At 43.0% G+C, this 15173-nt stretch carries 14 protein-coding genes; 7 read left to right on the top strand and 7 right to left on the bottom strand.

The genetic code is table 11. The features are described 5' to 3' along the window. Positions 1-89: 89 nt before the first annotated feature. On the bottom strand, positions 90-1661 hold the full coding sequence (locus OEG80_RS12590; RefSeq protein WP_263241108.1) for an MATE family efflux transporter: 1572 nt from the start codon (positions 1659-1661) through the stop codon (positions 90-92). 280 nt (positions 1662-1941) lie between these two features. Here OEG80_RS12590 and OEG80_RS12585 point away from each other — a divergent pair, with 280 nt between their 5' ends. Beyond that, positions 1942-2889, top strand: coding sequence for an alpha/beta fold hydrolase (locus OEG80_RS12585; RefSeq protein WP_263241107.1), 948 nt, complete (start codon positions 1942-1944; stop codon positions 2887-2889). Between the two features lie 240 nt (positions 2890-3129). On the opposite strand, the gene OEG80_RS12580 is transcribed toward OEG80_RS12585, so the two are convergent. Next, on the bottom strand, positions 3130-4173 hold the full coding sequence (locus tag OEG80_RS12580) for an NAD(P)H-dependent flavin oxidoreductase (protein WP_263241106.1): 1044 nt from the start codon (positions 4171-4173) through the stop codon (positions 3130-3132). Positions 4174-4397: 224 nt separating this feature from the next. Between OEG80_RS12580 and OEG80_RS12575 the strand changes: the two genes are divergently transcribed. Continuing rightward, positions 4398-5306: an abortive infection family protein gene (locus tag OEG80_RS12575; protein WP_263241105.1), complete on the top strand. Its 909-nt coding sequence runs from the start codon at positions 4398-4400 to the stop codon at positions 5304-5306. Positions 5307-5428: 122 nt separating this feature from the next. Here the strand turns inward: OEG80_RS12575 and OEG80_RS12570 are convergent, their stop codons facing one another. From OEG80_RS12570 to OEG80_RS12555, 4 genes are all read right to left on the bottom strand, one after another. Further along, entirely contained in the window at positions 5429-5806 is a 378-nt protein-coding gene (locus OEG80_RS12570) for a DsrE family protein (protein ID WP_011512403.1), read from the bottom strand. A gap of 246 nt (positions 5807-6052) precedes the next feature. Then, entirely contained in the window at positions 6053-6595 is a 543-nt protein-coding gene (locus OEG80_RS12565; protein WP_020442427.1) for an acyl-CoA thioesterase, read from the bottom strand. 52 nt (positions 6596-6647) lie between these two features. Next, a complete protein-coding gene (locus OEG80_RS12560; RefSeq protein WP_263241104.1) occupies positions 6648-7700 on the bottom strand; it encodes a YheT family hydrolase in 1053 nt (350 codons plus the stop codon). A 119-nt stretch (positions 7701-7819) separates the two neighbouring features. Next, positions 7820-8416 (bottom strand): YigZ family protein, encoded by a 597-nt coding sequence (locus OEG80_RS12555; protein ID WP_263241103.1) that lies wholly within the window; start codon positions 8414-8416, stop codon positions 7820-7822. 198 nt (positions 8417-8614) lie between these two features. On the opposite strand from OEG80_RS12555, the gene OEG80_RS12550 reads away from it, so the two are divergent. Both OEG80_RS12550 and OEG80_RS12545 read left to right on the top strand, forming a co-directional pair. Continuing rightward, on the top strand, positions 8615-9319 hold the full coding sequence (locus OEG80_RS12550) for a pseudouridine synthase (RefSeq protein WP_263241102.1): 705 nt from the start codon (positions 8615-8617) through the stop codon (positions 9317-9319). A gap of 325 nt (positions 9320-9644) precedes the next feature. Then, positions 9645-10730 carry a disulfide isomerase DsbC N-terminal domain-containing protein gene (locus OEG80_RS12545; RefSeq protein WP_263241101.1) on the top strand — a complete coding sequence of 362 codons (1086 nt, stop codon included), beginning with the start codon at positions 9645-9647 and terminating at the stop codon, positions 10728-10730. A gap of 137 nt (positions 10731-10867) precedes the next feature. On the opposite strand, the gene OEG80_RS12540 is transcribed toward OEG80_RS12545, so the two are convergent. Further along, positions 10868-11521, bottom strand: coding sequence for a DUF2939 domain-containing protein (locus tag OEG80_RS12540; RefSeq protein WP_263241100.1), 654 nt, complete (start codon positions 11519-11521; stop codon positions 10868-10870). Positions 11522-12004: 483 nt separating this feature from the next. On the opposite strand from OEG80_RS12540, the gene dnaJ reads away from it, so the two are divergent. The 3 genes from dnaJ (at position 12005) to OEG80_RS12525 (ending at position 15165) form a co-directional block, all read left to right on the top strand. Then, complete coding sequence (gene dnaJ / locus OEG80_RS12535) at positions 12005-13141, top strand: molecular chaperone DnaJ (RefSeq protein WP_011512410.1); 1137 nt, start codon at positions 12005-12007, stop codon at positions 13139-13141. A gap of 170 nt (positions 13142-13311) precedes the next feature. Beyond that, positions 13312-14142, top strand: coding sequence for a 4-hydroxy-tetrahydrodipicolinate reductase (gene dapB, locus OEG80_RS12530; protein WP_263241099.1), 831 nt, complete (start codon positions 13312-13314; stop codon positions 14140-14142). Positions 14143-14244: 102 nt separating this feature from the next. After that, positions 14245-15165, top strand: coding sequence for a type II and III secretion system protein (locus tag OEG80_RS12525; protein ID WP_263241098.1), 921 nt, complete (start codon positions 14245-14247; stop codon positions 15163-15165). Positions 15166-15173 lie beyond the last annotated feature (8 nt).

Below are 15173 nucleotides of genomic sequence, written 5' to 3'. Positions count from 1 at the left end.
AGGTAAGTATGGTGAATAATGTACTTGCCCATGCTAATGAGCAAAAGCCGCCCGACTAGGCGTTATACGTGTATATATAAACCACGCCATTATCGTTTATTCTTTTTTATCACACGGAGTCTATGAAGATGAAGTCTTCTATGAAGTCGTCGATGCAACCTTGTGATACGGCGCAAAGGTGACAGCTTCCATACAGTCGTCGGTACAAGATCTCGAAACGACGCACTGGTGCCTGTATGCGCGCGAAACTCCTCAGACCTTTGCGCAGCTTCTTCTGCGGGCAAGTGTTTGCCTTTGCGCCATCCGCCGTACAAATATAGTCCTGCTCCCATCACGGCGGTTGCCACCATGCCTGCTGGAAAGGATAGCCAAAGGGCATCGGTTCCAAGTAGAGGATAAAGCCCGAAAGCAAATCCAAGACGCACTGGATACATCGAAATGACCATGACAATCAGCGGCCAAATCACATAGCCGTTTGCACGCATGGTGCCAAACAAAACCTGTGCTATCCCAAAAAAGATAAAACCCCATGTCGCCATTAGCTGAATATGACGCCCAATCGGCACCGCTTCACTGTCACTGCCAAGGAACAAGCCCAGAATGGTCTCATCAAAAATGGTCAGTAGTATGATAATAAAACCGGTCAATGCCAGATTAAAAATCAGTCCCCAGCGTGTGATCCCTGCGATTCGGTGCCATTGATTGGCACCGATGTTCTGTGCAACCATCGCACTGGCCGCAGCACTTAGCGCCATTGCTGGCATCTGCACGTAGGTCCAAAGCTGCTGGGTTGCGCTGTAAGCGGCTGTAGTCTGTACACCTTCGCGATTAATCAGCGATAACATTGTCAATGCTGCTGAAGAGATGACGATCATCTGTAGACCCATCGGTAACCCCTTAGAAAACATCGACTTCAAGATGTCTCGGTCTGCGCGCAAAAAGCGAAGCTCCGGCAACTTAAGCGTCAGCACAGAGCCACGCAGATACATAGTGGCTAACATGCCAATAAGTGCTAGCGTATTTGCGACGGCTGTTGCGAAAGCCGAGCCAAATATGCCCCACTCGGGAAATGGTCCTAGACCCAAAATCAGTGTCGGCGTCAAAATAAGGTCAATCACGACCGATATAATGATAAACCAAAGCGGCGTCGTCGAATCGCCCGTCCCGCGCAGTGCCATCATTATCAGCGTAAACATGAGTGTGACAGGCATCGCAATAAAAATCATGCGCAGATAGGTTAGGGCAAGCTCTACAGCACTTGCCGGCGTACCAAGCAGCTCAAGCAGCATCGGCGCAAATATCCACCCTACTGCCGACACTATTACGCTTATCGGAATAATGCTGCCCAGCGCCGTGCCCATGGTTTTCTTAACCATAGCGTTATCACGGCTGCCCATTGCCTGACCAATCAAAATAGTAGACGCCATACCGAAACCAAACACGAAGGAGATCAGTATAAACATCAAGATATTGCCGTTGGCTGTGGCTGCTAACGCTTCCTCACCCAAAAATCGACCTACCCAGACAGCATTGATCGAGCCGTTTAATGACTGTAATGCAGATGACCCAAGGGTTGGTAATGCAAATAAGAGCATGGTTTTAGGGATCGAACCTTGGGTGAGGTCACGCCGTTTACCAATGGAGGTATCTGTTTTACTCAATGTTTATCCTTTTGCAATATGCAGGGCCAACTAAACAAAAGCGCTTATCATAAACCAGAAAGCGTCTACGGTCTTTATTAGAGCTGTAACCCCTTGGCAAACGCTGTGATTATTTGCCTGTCATTTTTTTAGGCGATTGTCGAGCAATTTATAGGGGGTGGGTGGTTATTATAAGTTCTTAAACTTAAAATATTCTTGTGCTAGGATGATTATTTTTACTTCTTACTTCTTACTTCTTACTTCTTACTTCATTTTTCTAGTTTTCAAAAAGGATATTTCGATGCTATTAAAACGCCTAGGCCTTGCCACTTTGTTAAGCTTTTCAGTCGTTGGTTGTACCACAGCGCCTAATACCTTGGCGATAAATACTACCCAAAAGATTATTCAGTATGAACGCTCAAAATCAGACCTTACGACTCAGTCATTTACGTTAAGCTCTGGCGATAAAATAGTCTATGCAGAAAACGGTAATGTCGCGGGCGAGCCTTTATTATTGATTCATGGCTTTGGCGGTAATAAAGACAACTTTACTCGTATCGCTCGGCAGTTAGAGAACTATAATCTGATCATTCCTGACTTGCTAGGCTTTGGTGACTCTAGTAAACCGATGGCGGCTGACTATCGCTCGGAGGCGCAAGCGACGCGCTTACACGAGCTACTGCAAGCTAAAGGCTTGGCATCTAACATTCATGTCGGTGGCAACTCAATGGGCGGCGCTATCAGTGTTGCTTATGCTGCGAAGTATCCTAAAGAGGTCAAAAGTCTGTGGCTGATAGATAGTGCAGGCTTTTGGTCAGTGGGTGTGCCGAAATCCTTAGAAAGTGCAACTCTTGAGAACAATCCGCTATTGGTCGATAAGAAGGAAGACTTTTATGCTATGTATGACTTTGTTATGTCTAAGCCGCCTTATATTCCTAAGTCTGTAAAAGCCGTATTCGCGCAAGAGCGTATCGCTAATAAAGCAGTAGAATCCAAAATACTCGCGCAAATAGTTGAAGACAATGTTGAGCAGCGTGCCAAGGTTATCGCTGAATATAATATTCCAACACTAGTCGTTTGGGGTGAGGAAGATAAGGTCATCAAGCCTGAAACAGTGACGCTAATAAAAGAAATCATCCCACAATCACAAGTGATTACGATGCCAAAAATCGGTCATGTACCGATGATAGAAGCGGTGAAAGATACGGCGAATGATTATAAAGCGTTTCGTGAAGGGTTAAAGAACTAGTCATTTACATATGATATTTTAAGGCGTAAATGATCCAACGTTTGATTAGATATGAGCTGTAGTCAGTCCTAAATAAAAGAAATACAAAAATTATAAAGTGCTACTGGTATCAAATTTTGTTGCTTACTGTGCTTACGCAGACAGAGGCTGCGAATAATTAATCCCAGTAGCACTGTATTCTTTTAAAACTGTATCTACTCTATTGTAGGCTGAGTTAAAAATCAGCCTACGTTGATCAAACTAACTCTCTCTTACCAGTCGCTCTAGCAGTTCAACCGTGCGCTCTTGTCTGACCAAAGCGACGCCTTGTCCTGCCCATAAAGACTGATGTTCGGCATCGCGGTTTTTGGTTGCATGGGCACGCAAAAATTTGGTCATCGCATTTAATTGTGGGTAAGGCGGTAGCTCATGTGCGCTCTCAAATTGAGCAAAATCATGCAAATAATCATTTAATAAACCACGAGCCTGTTTCCCTGAGAATAATCTGGTTAAGCGCGTCTCAGAGCTGCGTCCACCTTGACTGGCATCGAGTAGCGCTTGCTTATAAATGTCATTGATTCCGCATTTATCTGTGGTCAAAAATGCCGTTCCGATTTGCGCAAGCTCAGCACCAGCTGTTTGAACTGCTTTGATGTCCTGTCCGTTCATAATGCCACCAGCCGCAATTAAAGGAATATCGGTGCAGGCACGCGTTTGACTTATTAGCGTCAATAATCCCAATGGATCGTTTTCACTTTGCGGCAACCAACCACCGCGATGCCCACCCGCTTCGACCCCTTGCACGCATACCGCATCTGCGCCAATATCTGCCCATGCTTTTGCTTCCAATGGATGATTGGCAGTACCGACGACCCGTGTGCCTAGACTCTGCAAACGCTGCACCTGCTCAGCGCTGATAATGCCAAAGGTAAAACTGGCGACAGGAACGGGATTGTCATAGAGCACTTGTAGCTGCTCTGCAAAGCTTAGCGCTGGGTGCTTCGGTAGAGTAAATTCGATATTTTTCTCTTGATAGTACTTGCTTAGCCAAGTAGGTACTTCGCTATCCAAAGCACTAGATTCATGCTCTGATAACACCATCAGATTAATCATAAAAGGGCGATTAGTTAAAGCCTTAAGAGTATTAATCTGTTCGTTTAAAACCTCTGGTGGCGTCATGCCCGATCCTAATGAACCCAATCCACCAAACTTACTCACCGTCGCCGCCAGCTCATGCGTGGTTGCTCCTGCCATCGGCGCTTGCACGATAGGGTAGGTCAAATCAAGGGTATTCAGTAAGGTCATGACAGGCTTCCATTTTATTTTATGAGGAGGTTTGCATGACTTACTTTAGCAAAGCTAGATGGCGTGCGTGTTAGATAATGTGTATTTAGTTGCTGAATAGGAAGGTTGGATTTTGACTACAAAGTTGTAGTTAAAATATTTGACTATAAAACTGTAGTTAAGAGCTATTAACTCATATACTTGATATCGTTAAAGTATCTAACCAAAGAAAGTTGAAATAAATAATGAATAGAATCTCTCAAATTACTCGACGTGATATATTTGATATATTAAGTATAGAAGATATATGGTGGGCAGGAAAGCTAGATGAAACGGAATTTTTATCTAGGCTTTACGATTTGGAAAGTATGCCTTCAAAAGACCCTAGGTTTTCGAACGCAGCAGGTGATATCTGGCAACACAGATTTAATAACAATGATTGGGAGGACAACTGGGTCTTTAATGATGAAAGGTTTAATTTGTTAAAATGTGAAGATGCTTCTTTTCTAAACTTTTTATGTGAAATGATACATCCCGTAGTAAGGGGACACTTACATGAAGTGGAGAAAATTCACAATATATTCAATGAGAGCCTAAGTAATGATGGGTTCGAAATTGTCGAGAGAACACGTATCTCTAATAAACCAGTTTTTAGTGGGAGAATAAAGTATACAGGCAAAGCATCAATCGAGAAAAAAGGTAACGAAATCAAAATTATTTTTAATGCTGATTATGTTTCCCAGCAGATTAATCTAATGGAATCATCAATTGAAACTTCTCCTTATCAGGCTATAGGAATAGCGAAAGAGTTGATTGAAACTGCCTGTAAATCCATATTCAAAAGTAGGCAAGAAGAATGCAATAAAAACTGGGACTTATCTAAATTGATGAGAAAGACTACAAAGCTACTTAAACTTACTCCTGATGATATATCTAACGAAGCAAAAGCAGCAAGTGCAATAAGACAAATTTTAGGTAGCTTATCCTCCGTAGTTCAAGGAATTGCAGAAGTTAGAAATGAATATGGCAGTGGTCATGGCAAAGATAGCGAGTTTAAAGGTTTACAACCTAGGCACGCTAAGTTAGCAGTCGGAGCAGCCTCTACTTTAGCTATATATTTATTGGAAACACACGAAATTAGAAAAGATAATTAAAATTTAGTTTCTAAAGTAATTATGCTTATTCAAAAGACAAAAAAATGGTCAGCCTCCAAACCATCAAAATGATGACTAAAAAACCAACCCATTTATCTAAAATTATTGCTTAGCTTAAACGCTTAATTCAACTGCAAAGAACCTTTTGCATTCATCAGCAGCTCAACCACATCATCACCACTGATGACCGTAAAGCGCTTATCAATGGCTGATTCTTCTACGCCACCATGTTTCATACACGCGCCACAAACCAATACTTGACCGCCTTTTTCGATAAAGGCTTCTAGTAATTCGCCAGCAGGTTCAAAGGGATCGCCAATATCGACATTATCTAAAGCGTTTGGCAATGCCAAATGCACCGCGTCCACCATCAATATGACTGATGCAGAGTGACCTTTTTTAAGTGCCACACCCGCCATAGTAAAAGCTAAGGTGATCTTGCTTGGGTTTGACTCACTATTATCAAACAGCGTACCGACATAATCCGTATTATTAACCATATTATTTTCCTTTATTAGACTGTTTCTAATTAGATAGTATTCAGTTGAGTATAAAACTCACTACTATCCTAACATTGATTATATTTATTTATATAATGTATTGTTAGGAAATAGTAGTTATAAGGTTAACTGATTGTGAATAGCTGTTTATGAAGAAATTGCTCATGACAAGCGGATTTTGACGAAGCGCTGCGATGCATATGGTTAAATAATCAGTCCTTATTTTGAGGTAAACCTAGCAAAAACCTAAGATTGTGGCGGCCATGGACGGTCGGCATCACTGACAATCCATTCTGCCACATAGCCGCTCGGCGGTAGCTGCCAATCCGATTGGTCTAAAGCTGCCAGTACTCGTGCCGTCTCGATGACCTTACCGCCTTTGGTGACGCCTGTACGTAGTAGTGCCGACGAGCAAGGCTTGCCCTTTACCCACATCGATTGCTCAATATATATCCAGCGCTCATCGAAGCCGACGATTTTGGTCTTCATGGTGACTTTTTCAAAAGCACGGATGCGTTTGCGATATTGGATGGTACTACCAGCGACGACCAAGCCCCAACGCTGCTTAAGCAGTTGAGTGCCAAGCCCGCTCCTTACTGCAAAGTCGGTACGCCCCATATCATAAAGGGTCAGCACGCGACCATTATTCATCTCTAGGAAATTATCAATATCTGTCAGACGGCAGCGAAAGGTAATTTCACTGGTTTCTTTGAACGTCAAAGTATTGCCTTTTTTCACTTGCAGCGCGGCATGGGCGATGGTGCTGGCGTAACGGATAAATGGATACATAAAGCAGTCTCAAAATATTTAAAGATAAAAATGATGTTTTTTATTTTATAATTTATCTAATTTTATTAGATGGCACGTCAATATGATTAAAGTAGGCACTCACGGTTTCAGGTATCCAGTTGATGTCAAATTTTGATTTTTTACTTGGAGTTTTTACATTGCTATTGCTTGTACGATAACGCAAATAGCCGATATGACCCCCGTGTACCGTATCCAAAATAGTGACACTGTCTGAGACATCATTGGGCGTGGCAGTAAAGCCAATAAAAGGATCGTCTTTGGCGCTAATAAGCAACAGCGGGCGTGTGACATTCCTTAAGTGAGGTAGGGCAGAGGATGAGTGGTAGTAATCATTATTAGAGCGGTAACCATGCCTAGGCGCAGTGAAGATATTATCAAAATCACTAATGCGTTTTACTGCTTTGATAGAAGCAATCTCGTCTGCAGTAATTTCATTTGCCAAGGCTTTTTTGATAATAGGGTTGAGCAAATAAGGAGTATAGATACGATGACTCAAAAAGCTATGCATTGTAATAGCAGCCGACGACATATCAACTGGCGCAGATATTACCGCTGCGCCGTCGCATAGCGCCTCATCACCATATTCACCCATATACTTTGCCAAGGCATTACCGCCAAGTGACACGCCAACCCCATAAATATGGGCGTAATTCTCGCGTAAGTTCTCTAACATATGATGCACTTCGCCCGTGTCACCAGCGTTATAGAACACTTTGCCATTAGCGGGAATACCACCACAACTGCGAAAGTGCGCGACGACAAAATGCCAGCCTTGCGCGTGCATTTGATACGCTAACGCACGCGCGTAATGACTGTCACTGCTGCCTTCCATTCCATGAAATAGCACGATTAATGGTGTTTGTTCAAGTTTGCCATTTTCTGAATCTTGGACAGGATGAGCATCATAAAAGTCATAAGCGATATCAGTTTCGCAAAGTGAATCTTGTTTAATCACGCGTCGGTAATTTGGTGTTTTTGGCGCAAAAAACTTTGGCAAAATACTTTGCAAATGCGGATTGGTGAGCCAAAACGGCGGTTTAAAAGGGGCAGGTGCGAATGGTTTTGTCGACTTTGAGGTTGGCATATTTCAGTCTTATTTTATGTTTGTTAAAAAATCGTCTTTGAAAATCAGTGCCTTATCATATCCAAGGTCGTCATCAAAACCAATGGTTTTCAGTGAACGCATGATTACTCATTTAATTTTTAAGACTTATCTAATACGCGTCCATCCATCGCAAGGCGTTCTTTCAAGTACTCAATATTTGCCTCAGCGAGCGTCACAGTCAAGGTAACCTGCTTACTATAGGCGACATTTTCGATGCTGCCGTTTAAGCTCTCAACGACGTAGCGGCACTGGGCTTCGGTGGCGAATTCTGCCAGTATTTCTACCGTGATCATAGGAATATAAGGGCTTAGTATCATCTCATCCACTGCCGCTTGCGCTGATCCTGCATAAGCACGGGTCAAACCGCCAGCACCGAGCTTGATACCACCAAAATAACGGACAACGATAATAATGACATTGCCAATAGATTTATGTTGCAAGACGTTTAATATCGGTCGTCCTGCGGTGCCATTGGGCTCGCCATCATCGTCAAAGCCTGCACTGGTAGTGTTATTGGGGTCGCCAATAATATACGCCCAACAGTGATGACGGGCATCAGCATATTGCTCACGTAGTTGTTCCACGTGAAACATTGCCTGCTCACGCGAGGTCACTGGATAAGCATAGGTAATAAAGGCAGATTTTTTGATTTCTAAGCGTGCAGTGACGGCACGTTTTAGCGTTTGATAGCTCATATTTCATCAGGCTTAGGTTGGATATGGTAAACTTGTCTAACTTTCACTGTTGTCCGTATTTGGCGCAGTGTAAATTTCATTTTTCATTATAGTACCACTTCTGACCATTGAAGATAGCCAACAACAGACGTGCACATGTATGCATCGTTGGTCTTTGATTGAGAGTGAGTATCCCAAAACGGATGGTAGGCAAATCATATGCGTCTAGATAAATTTCTGAGTAAAGCCACTGAGCTGTCGCGTAAAGAATCCAAAAAAATTCTGCACGCTGGTGAAGTCACAGTAAACGAGCAAGTCATTAAAGATCCCGGTGTACATGTCGATATCGTTAATGACGATGTACAGTGGGCAGGCGAGCCATTGTCGGTCGCCACTGGCAATCGCTATATCTTGCTTCATAAACCAGAAGGCTTTGAATGTACCCTAAAGGCTAAAGAATACCCAATCGTCACTGACCTTATTGCGGTGCCAGAGCTTGGCAGTTTACGTATTGCTGGGCGTCTTGATGTTGATACGACTGGCGCATTGCTCATCAGTGATGATGGCGGCTGGCTACATCGCGTAACTAGCCCAAAGCATGAACATGCCAAAGTCTACGAGTTGACGTTAGCAGATGCTATGGATAGTGACGCTCAAGCCAATGCTATTAAAGAAGTTGCTGAAGGCATCCTTTTAGAAGGTGATCACGAAGAAACCAAACCTGCGACCCTCGATTTCATCGATGAAACTCATGCGCGTTTAACCTTAGAGCAAGGTAAATACCATCAAGTAAAACGTATGATGGGCTATTTCGGCAATAGAGTGGTTGAGCTACATCGTGCTAGTGTCGGTCATATTACTTTAGACGGGTTAGAAAAAGGCGACAGTCGCTTCTTAACACCAGAAGAAGTAGCAAAATTTTAGAGTTATAGCCTATTAGGTTATACAACCATGCTTTAGAAAAATTACTCCAAAATCAGCAGCCACTCAATAGTGTGCTGCTTTTTGCGTTCTGCTACTCAGTTATTTCTGTCAATTAGTATTAGTGGCTGCCTGTGTTGCCTATCTCTTAAAGCTCAGTAGCATTTTTGCAAAATTAAGTCTTTAATACTTTGAAAAACCCCTCCTTGTGCTACAGTCAGCCTATCTTTTTTAATCTATATTTTTACATAATGTTATTTACTGCTCTTTTATTAAATAGGCATGAGTGAATAACGATCATTATTAAAAACCAGATAGGACGGTCTCTGTGAAACTCCCTGTATTAAACTCCGCAAGTTTGATTGGTGTTATGTTGTTAGCAACCACTGCTTGCGCGCAGCCGAACACTGCCGATATGACCAATAAAACAGTCAGCCAAAAGGTTAACCACAGTGCCCAAGCTGGTCAGAATACGAAAGCTATTGGTACAGTCAGTAAATCTGTTGATAGCCGTTTGCGCCAATTGCTGACTCAAGCAGGTATCAAAACGCAGATAACCTCGATTGTACCCTCTAAATTACCCAATATGTATCAAGTCAATTTGGCTGAGCAATTGCCACTGCATATTACTGAAGATGGTAAATATGTCATTCAAGGCGAGCTGCAAAAGAATCCAAGCAAGCGAGTAGTAACCAAAACGCCAGCGCGTAGCACCAGCGCGCAAATAGGTAAGCCTGTCAGTGCCAGTATCAAATCTGACATATTGGCAAATATGGGCGCGCTTAAGAACATGAGTAACAAAACACCGTTCTTTTACACTGCAGTACCTGGTGTGATTTGGGGTGCGACTTTAGAGGGCGTACCGTTCTTGTTATCAGATGACGCCCAGTACATCACCGATGGTGAGATATCAGTCATCGAAAATGGTCAGTTTACTGGGCTTGATAACCGCTTTGAAAAGCTTAAAAATCAATCTGTCCTAACCACATTGGATACTAAGCAGCTGATTACCTATCCTGCCACTAGTGCTGAAAAAGCGGTGATTTACGTAGCAACGGATGTCAATTGCCCTTATTGCCGCAGATTACATAAGCAGATGCCGATGCTTAATGCCAAAGGCGTGACGATAAAAACCATTGGTTATCCGATTTATGAAGCATCGCCTGAGCAAATGCGCGGTATCTGGTGCCAAGGTAATAAGGAAAGTCGTCGTAAAGCGCTTGATCAGGCGATGCTTTATGGCAAGATGACACCAGCGCCCGCATCTTGCAAAACTAATGATGTGGCAGGCAATCGTGAAAAAGCGGCAGGTTTAGCCGTTATGGCAACTCCTGCTATTTATCGTGAAGATGGCGTATTGTTTCAAGCGAGCTTTGAGAGTCCTGAGTTTTTGGAATTTTTAGGAGTAAAATAAGTTGTTAATATTTCTATAGTGTGATATTTCTATAATAGTTATGATGGATATCATATTGAATAATGAATAAAACCCCGCCCTATGAACATAGCTCATAGGGCGGGGTTTTATTCATATAACAGTTGATGGTAGCAAGTCTATTGCGGCAAGACGATATCGACGATTTTCCAGTTAATTAAACCCTTACGATGCATCTCTATAGTCAAAGGATAGCCTTTTACTTGTCCACTGATGGTGAAGCAGTTGATACCGCAGTAACTTAATTGGGGTTTGTCACTATCTGTCCCTTGGGCTGCCTGCTGTTCAAGCTCATCAGCCTGCTTTTCCATGATTTGCTGCATCTGTTTTTTGACCACAGCATTAACATCACCGCGATGAATAATCAGATTTTGAATGAGATTTTTTAAATCTACTTGATTGCTAGCGATTGCCCACGCTGCCGCCAGCTCTTTAGTGGCAGTGTTGGCTTGACCTTGGGTATTAATAACTTTTTCAATGTTTTGCGGCGTGATGGCACCAGCGACTGCTTGCATAATAAAACCGTTAGCTGCCTCTTTTAATGGCTCGCCGCCAAGCTCAGCGACCAATGGGTATTTTGTCATGGTCACGGCAAATTGCTCAGTGAGCTGGTCTTGCATACTTGGGCGTACTTGCTCATAGTCGATAGCTGCCGCGATAGTCGCACCATCTTTGGCATCATAAGCCTTTTTAAGCTGATAAGCGCTGTAATAAGGCGAGCCTGCATAGATAGTAACGGCAATGACAATCAATAAAATAATCAGCTTTTTCATAAAATCGATACCTTGATACAAGCGTAATGGCGATGAGTATAAATAGGACTTTAAAGAGTAATGTTCGAGTACAGTTGGCTTAAAATAAAAGAGCATCACCTTTAGTGGTATTCATGCTTTAAACGGACTCGACTACCGCTATCTATATGGCGATAAATACTAGCATGGCTGAGCATTATGGAGGTATAAAAAACTTTGTTCATTCCTTAATGAATTCTTTTTAATATTAACTAAAGAGTCTAATTAACACTTTGTACTTCTGCCAACTTGATAAATGCTGCTGCCATCTCCATAAATAGCGCAAACTTTTAATAATTGATTTGACTAAGCAGCACCCCACTGTATTCGCTGGTAAGATTTATACGATTGTCATCACTGTTCTCTGTCTTCCGCTATGTTTCATGTGAAACATTTTTGCGATGATGAGCAGTATTGAACGATAAAGCAACCAAGCGGTGGACTGTGAAGACGATAGGAGAGCCCATGAGTAAGCGCGATTTTTATGAAATACTAGGTGTCAGTAAGACCGCTGATAACAAAGAGATCAAGCGAGCCTACCGCAAGCTTGCCATGAAATACCATCCAGACCGTAACTCTGAAGATCCAGATGCTGAAGAAAAATTTAAAGAAGCATCGATGGCTTATGAAGTATTAAGTAGCGAAGAAAAACGCTCAGCCTATGACCGTATGGGTCATGCTGCTTTTGAAAACGGCATGGGCGGTGGTGGTTTCGGCGGTGGCGGTGGTGGGAACTTCCAAGATATCTTTGGTGATATCTTTGGCAACTTTGGTGATATCTTTGGTCAGTCACGTGGCGGCGGCGGTGGGCGTTCGCGTCGCGGCTCAGACTTACGTTATGTGATTGAGCTGACTTTAGAAGAAGCGGTACGTGGCTGCAAAAAAGAAATCAGCTTTACAGCTCCTGCGCCTTGCGATACTTGTGATGGTAAAGGCGCAAAAAATGCCTCTGATATCGTGACTTGCCAAACTTGTCATGGTCAAGGTCAAGTTCGTATGCAACAAGGCTTTTTTGCCGTTCAACAGGCCTGCCCACATTGTGGCGGTACTGGTAAACAAATTAAAAACCCTTGTTCTGACTGTCATGGTAATGGCGTCAAAGACAAGTCACGCACGCTAGAAGTTTCTATTCCAGCAGGCGTTGATGATGGTGATCGCGTCCGTTTAGCAGGCGAAGGCGAAGCGGGCGGCGCTGGCGTACAAAACGGCGACTTATACGTCGAAGTACGTGTCAAACAGCACAACGTCTTTACCCGTCAAGGTGCCGATTTGTATATGGATGTGCCAGTTAGTATCACTGATGCAGCACTCGGTAAAGAAGTTGAAATCCCAACCTTAGATGGCAAAGTGAAAATCAAGGTTGCAGAAGGCACACAAAGTGGTAAATTATTACGTGTCCGTGGTAGAGGTGTGACACCAGTACGTACGACCATGAAAGGTGATTTGATCTGCCGTGTGGTCATCGAAACACCAGTGAATCTGACTCGTGAGCAAAAAGATTTGCTACGTCAATTCCAAGATACACTGGATGGTGATAGTAAGCATCAGCAGTCACCACATAAAAAATCTTTCTTTAAAAAGATTGGCGATTTGTTCGACTAACAGTATTTGGTATTTGAATGGATAACTGATAAAAGCTCGATAGTTTCACGTGAAACTATCGAGCTTTTTATTGGTGCTATAAAAAACCATTCACAAGCTGATATTTGCTAAACTTAGCCTAATAAATTTAGAAACCAGCGTATTAAAAATAAAGTACTTAGGATAATTATATGAGTCAGCCAGAGAATAAAAAAATGATTAATGTCGGTGTCATCGGTGCAGGTGGACGTATGGGACGTATGCTTATCGAAGCGATACAAGACAATCCACAAACGACATTAATTGCAGCGATTGAGCGTCAAGGTTCAAGTTTGGTTGGAGCTGATGCGGGTGAAGTTGCTGCGGTCGGTCGATTGGATGTGCAAATAGTTGATGATTTACAGTCAGTGATTAATAAGATTGATGTATTGATTGACTTTAGCTTGCCTGCTGCTACTGAACAAAATATGCAAGTCTGTGCTGAGCACAACGTCGCCATGGTTATCGGCACGACAGGATTTAATGAGCAGCAAGAGCAAGTATTGGCAAAAGCGAGTGAGCAAGTTGCTATCGTTTATGCGGGTAACTATTCAACAGGCGTTAATCTGTCATTAAAGTTACTAGGTATGGCTGCCAAAGCTTTTGGCACTGATGCTGATGTGGAGGTCATTGAGGCGCATCATAAGCATAAAATCGATGCGCCATCAGGTACGGCTTACATGATGGCAGAAGCTGTGGCAGAAGCACGTGGACAGAGCCTAAAAGACGTCGCTGTCTATGGTCGTGAAGGACAAACTGGCGAGCGCGAAGCAGGTACGATTGGTATTCATGCGATACGTGGCGGTGAAATCATCGGCGATCATACTGTGATGTTTATTGCGGATGGCGAAGTTGTTGAAATTACCCATCGCGCGCGCGCAAGAATGACTTTTGCTGCTGGCGCTGTGCGTGCCGCTACGTGGATTGTTCAGCAGTCGGCTGGACAATATAATATGCAGGATGTCTTAGGTTTAAATGACTAGGCTTTAACGAGTAAGGTTTGAATTATTAAGGTTTTTTTCTCATGGTTTGGTAGCTACTGAGTATGGCTTTTGATAGCGTTTAACTATTGCTAGAGGTCAATTATGAATAAGTTTAGTGAAAATCTAATAGCGATTTTTGGTCGAAAGCTGGCTATTGAAAAAACTGTCAAAACCATAAATTATGGACGCCAGATATCCTTTATCCTAAGTTTAACTGTAGTGCCAATAGTTGTACAAGCAGCTGCTTATCAAACCTATGTCATTCATACGTATGGCGGTGATGCATTGCTACCTTCCGTTCGTCAGCAGTTAAATGCTAGTCGCGACGGCGGCACGGTGTCGACTTATCAAGATAAGCTAGTGCTTCGTACCACTGCCAGCAACTATCAGGCAATACAAAAGCTATTGGCACAGATTGACCGTCAGCCACAGGCATTGACGGTCGCTGTGCGTGTTGGCAATAATAGCAGTGCTCAGGATAATATTCAGCAAGGTCGAGTCACTATCAGCAATAGCGATATTCAAGGCGTGGGGATTATCAACCAGAGTAATAGCCAACAACAAACAAATAATTTATATCAAGTACAAACCTTATCGGGTAGCGCGGCAAGCATCAGCACTGATACACTCTACGCACTAAATCAAACCTATACTGCCAATAGTTATCCAACCTATCCATCTTACAACCGTCCAGTAGGAAGGATTATTATCCAGCAGCAGGTCTTATTGCCAACGAGCCAAGGTATTGCGGTCACGCCAAGACTGTTACCGAATGGACAAGTCGAAGTACAATTGACCCAAGTTGAAGAAAAGCTCGTGCGCGCCAATCCTTCTTATAATGGCTATGGTTACAATAGTAGCGTGCAAGGGCAAAGATTGCATAGCACCATTATTGTGCCACGTGGACAGTGGGTAACTATCGGGAAAATCTCTCAAAACAGCCAAAATCAGACTGCAGGTTATGGTGGCAACCAAAATAACAGCCGTAGCAATGATGTGCCAATATCGCTACTAGTACAGTAGCTAATGAT

It is taken from the genome of Psychrobacter sp. SC65A.3, assembly GCF_025642195.1.
GTDB classification, from domain to species: Bacteria; Pseudomonadota; Gammaproteobacteria; order Pseudomonadales; family Moraxellaceae; genus Psychrobacter; species Psychrobacter cryohalolentis.
The sequence above is the reverse complement of the archived record's forward strand: the minus strand, read 5'-3'. Positions and strand labels throughout refer to the sequence as shown.

Bases quoted from the DNA above. Each gene is read 5' to 3' on its own strand.
- OEG80_RS12585 (WP_263241107.1), top strand. From the start codon at position 1,942: ATGCTATTAAAACGCCTAGGCCTTGCCACTTTGTTAAGCTTTTCAGTC.
- OEG80_RS12580 (WP_263241106.1), bottom strand. From the start codon at position 4,173: ATGACCTTACTGAATACCCTTGATTTGACCTACCCTATCGTGCAAGCG.
- OEG80_RS12575 (WP_263241105.1), top strand. From the start codon at position 4,398: ATGAATAGAATCTCTCAAATTACTCGACGTGATATATTTGATATATTA.
- OEG80_RS12570 (WP_011512403.1), bottom strand. From the start codon at position 5,806: ATGGTTAATAATACGGATTATGTCGGTACGCTGTTTGATAATAGTGAG.
- OEG80_RS12565 (WP_020442427.1), bottom strand. From the start codon at position 6,595: ATGTATCCATTTATCCGTTACGCCAGCACCATCGCCCATGCCGCGCTG.
- OEG80_RS12560 (WP_263241104.1), bottom strand. From the start codon at position 7,700: ATGCCAACCTCAAAGTCGACAAAACCATTCGCACCTGCCCCTTTTAAA.
- OEG80_RS12555 (WP_263241103.1), bottom strand. From the start codon at position 8,416: ATGAGCTATCAAACGCTAAAACGTGCCGTCACTGCACGCTTAGAAATC.
- OEG80_RS12550 (WP_263241102.1), top strand. From the start codon at position 8,615: ATGCGTCTAGATAAATTTCTGAGTAAAGCCACTGAGCTGTCGCGTAAA.
- OEG80_RS12540 (WP_263241100.1), bottom strand. From the start codon at position 11,521: ATGAAAAAGCTGATTATTTTATTGATTGTCATTGCCGTTACTATCTAT.
- dnaJ (WP_011512410.1), top strand. From the start codon at position 12,005: ATGAGTAAGCGCGATTTTTATGAAATACTAGGTGTCAGTAAGACCGCT.
- dapB (WP_263241099.1), top strand. From the start codon at position 13,312: ATGAGTCAGCCAGAGAATAAAAAAATGATTAATGTCGGTGTCATCGGT.
- OEG80_RS12525 (WP_263241098.1), top strand. From the start codon at position 14,245: ATGAATAAGTTTAGTGAAAATCTAATAGCGATTTTTGGTCGAAAGCTG.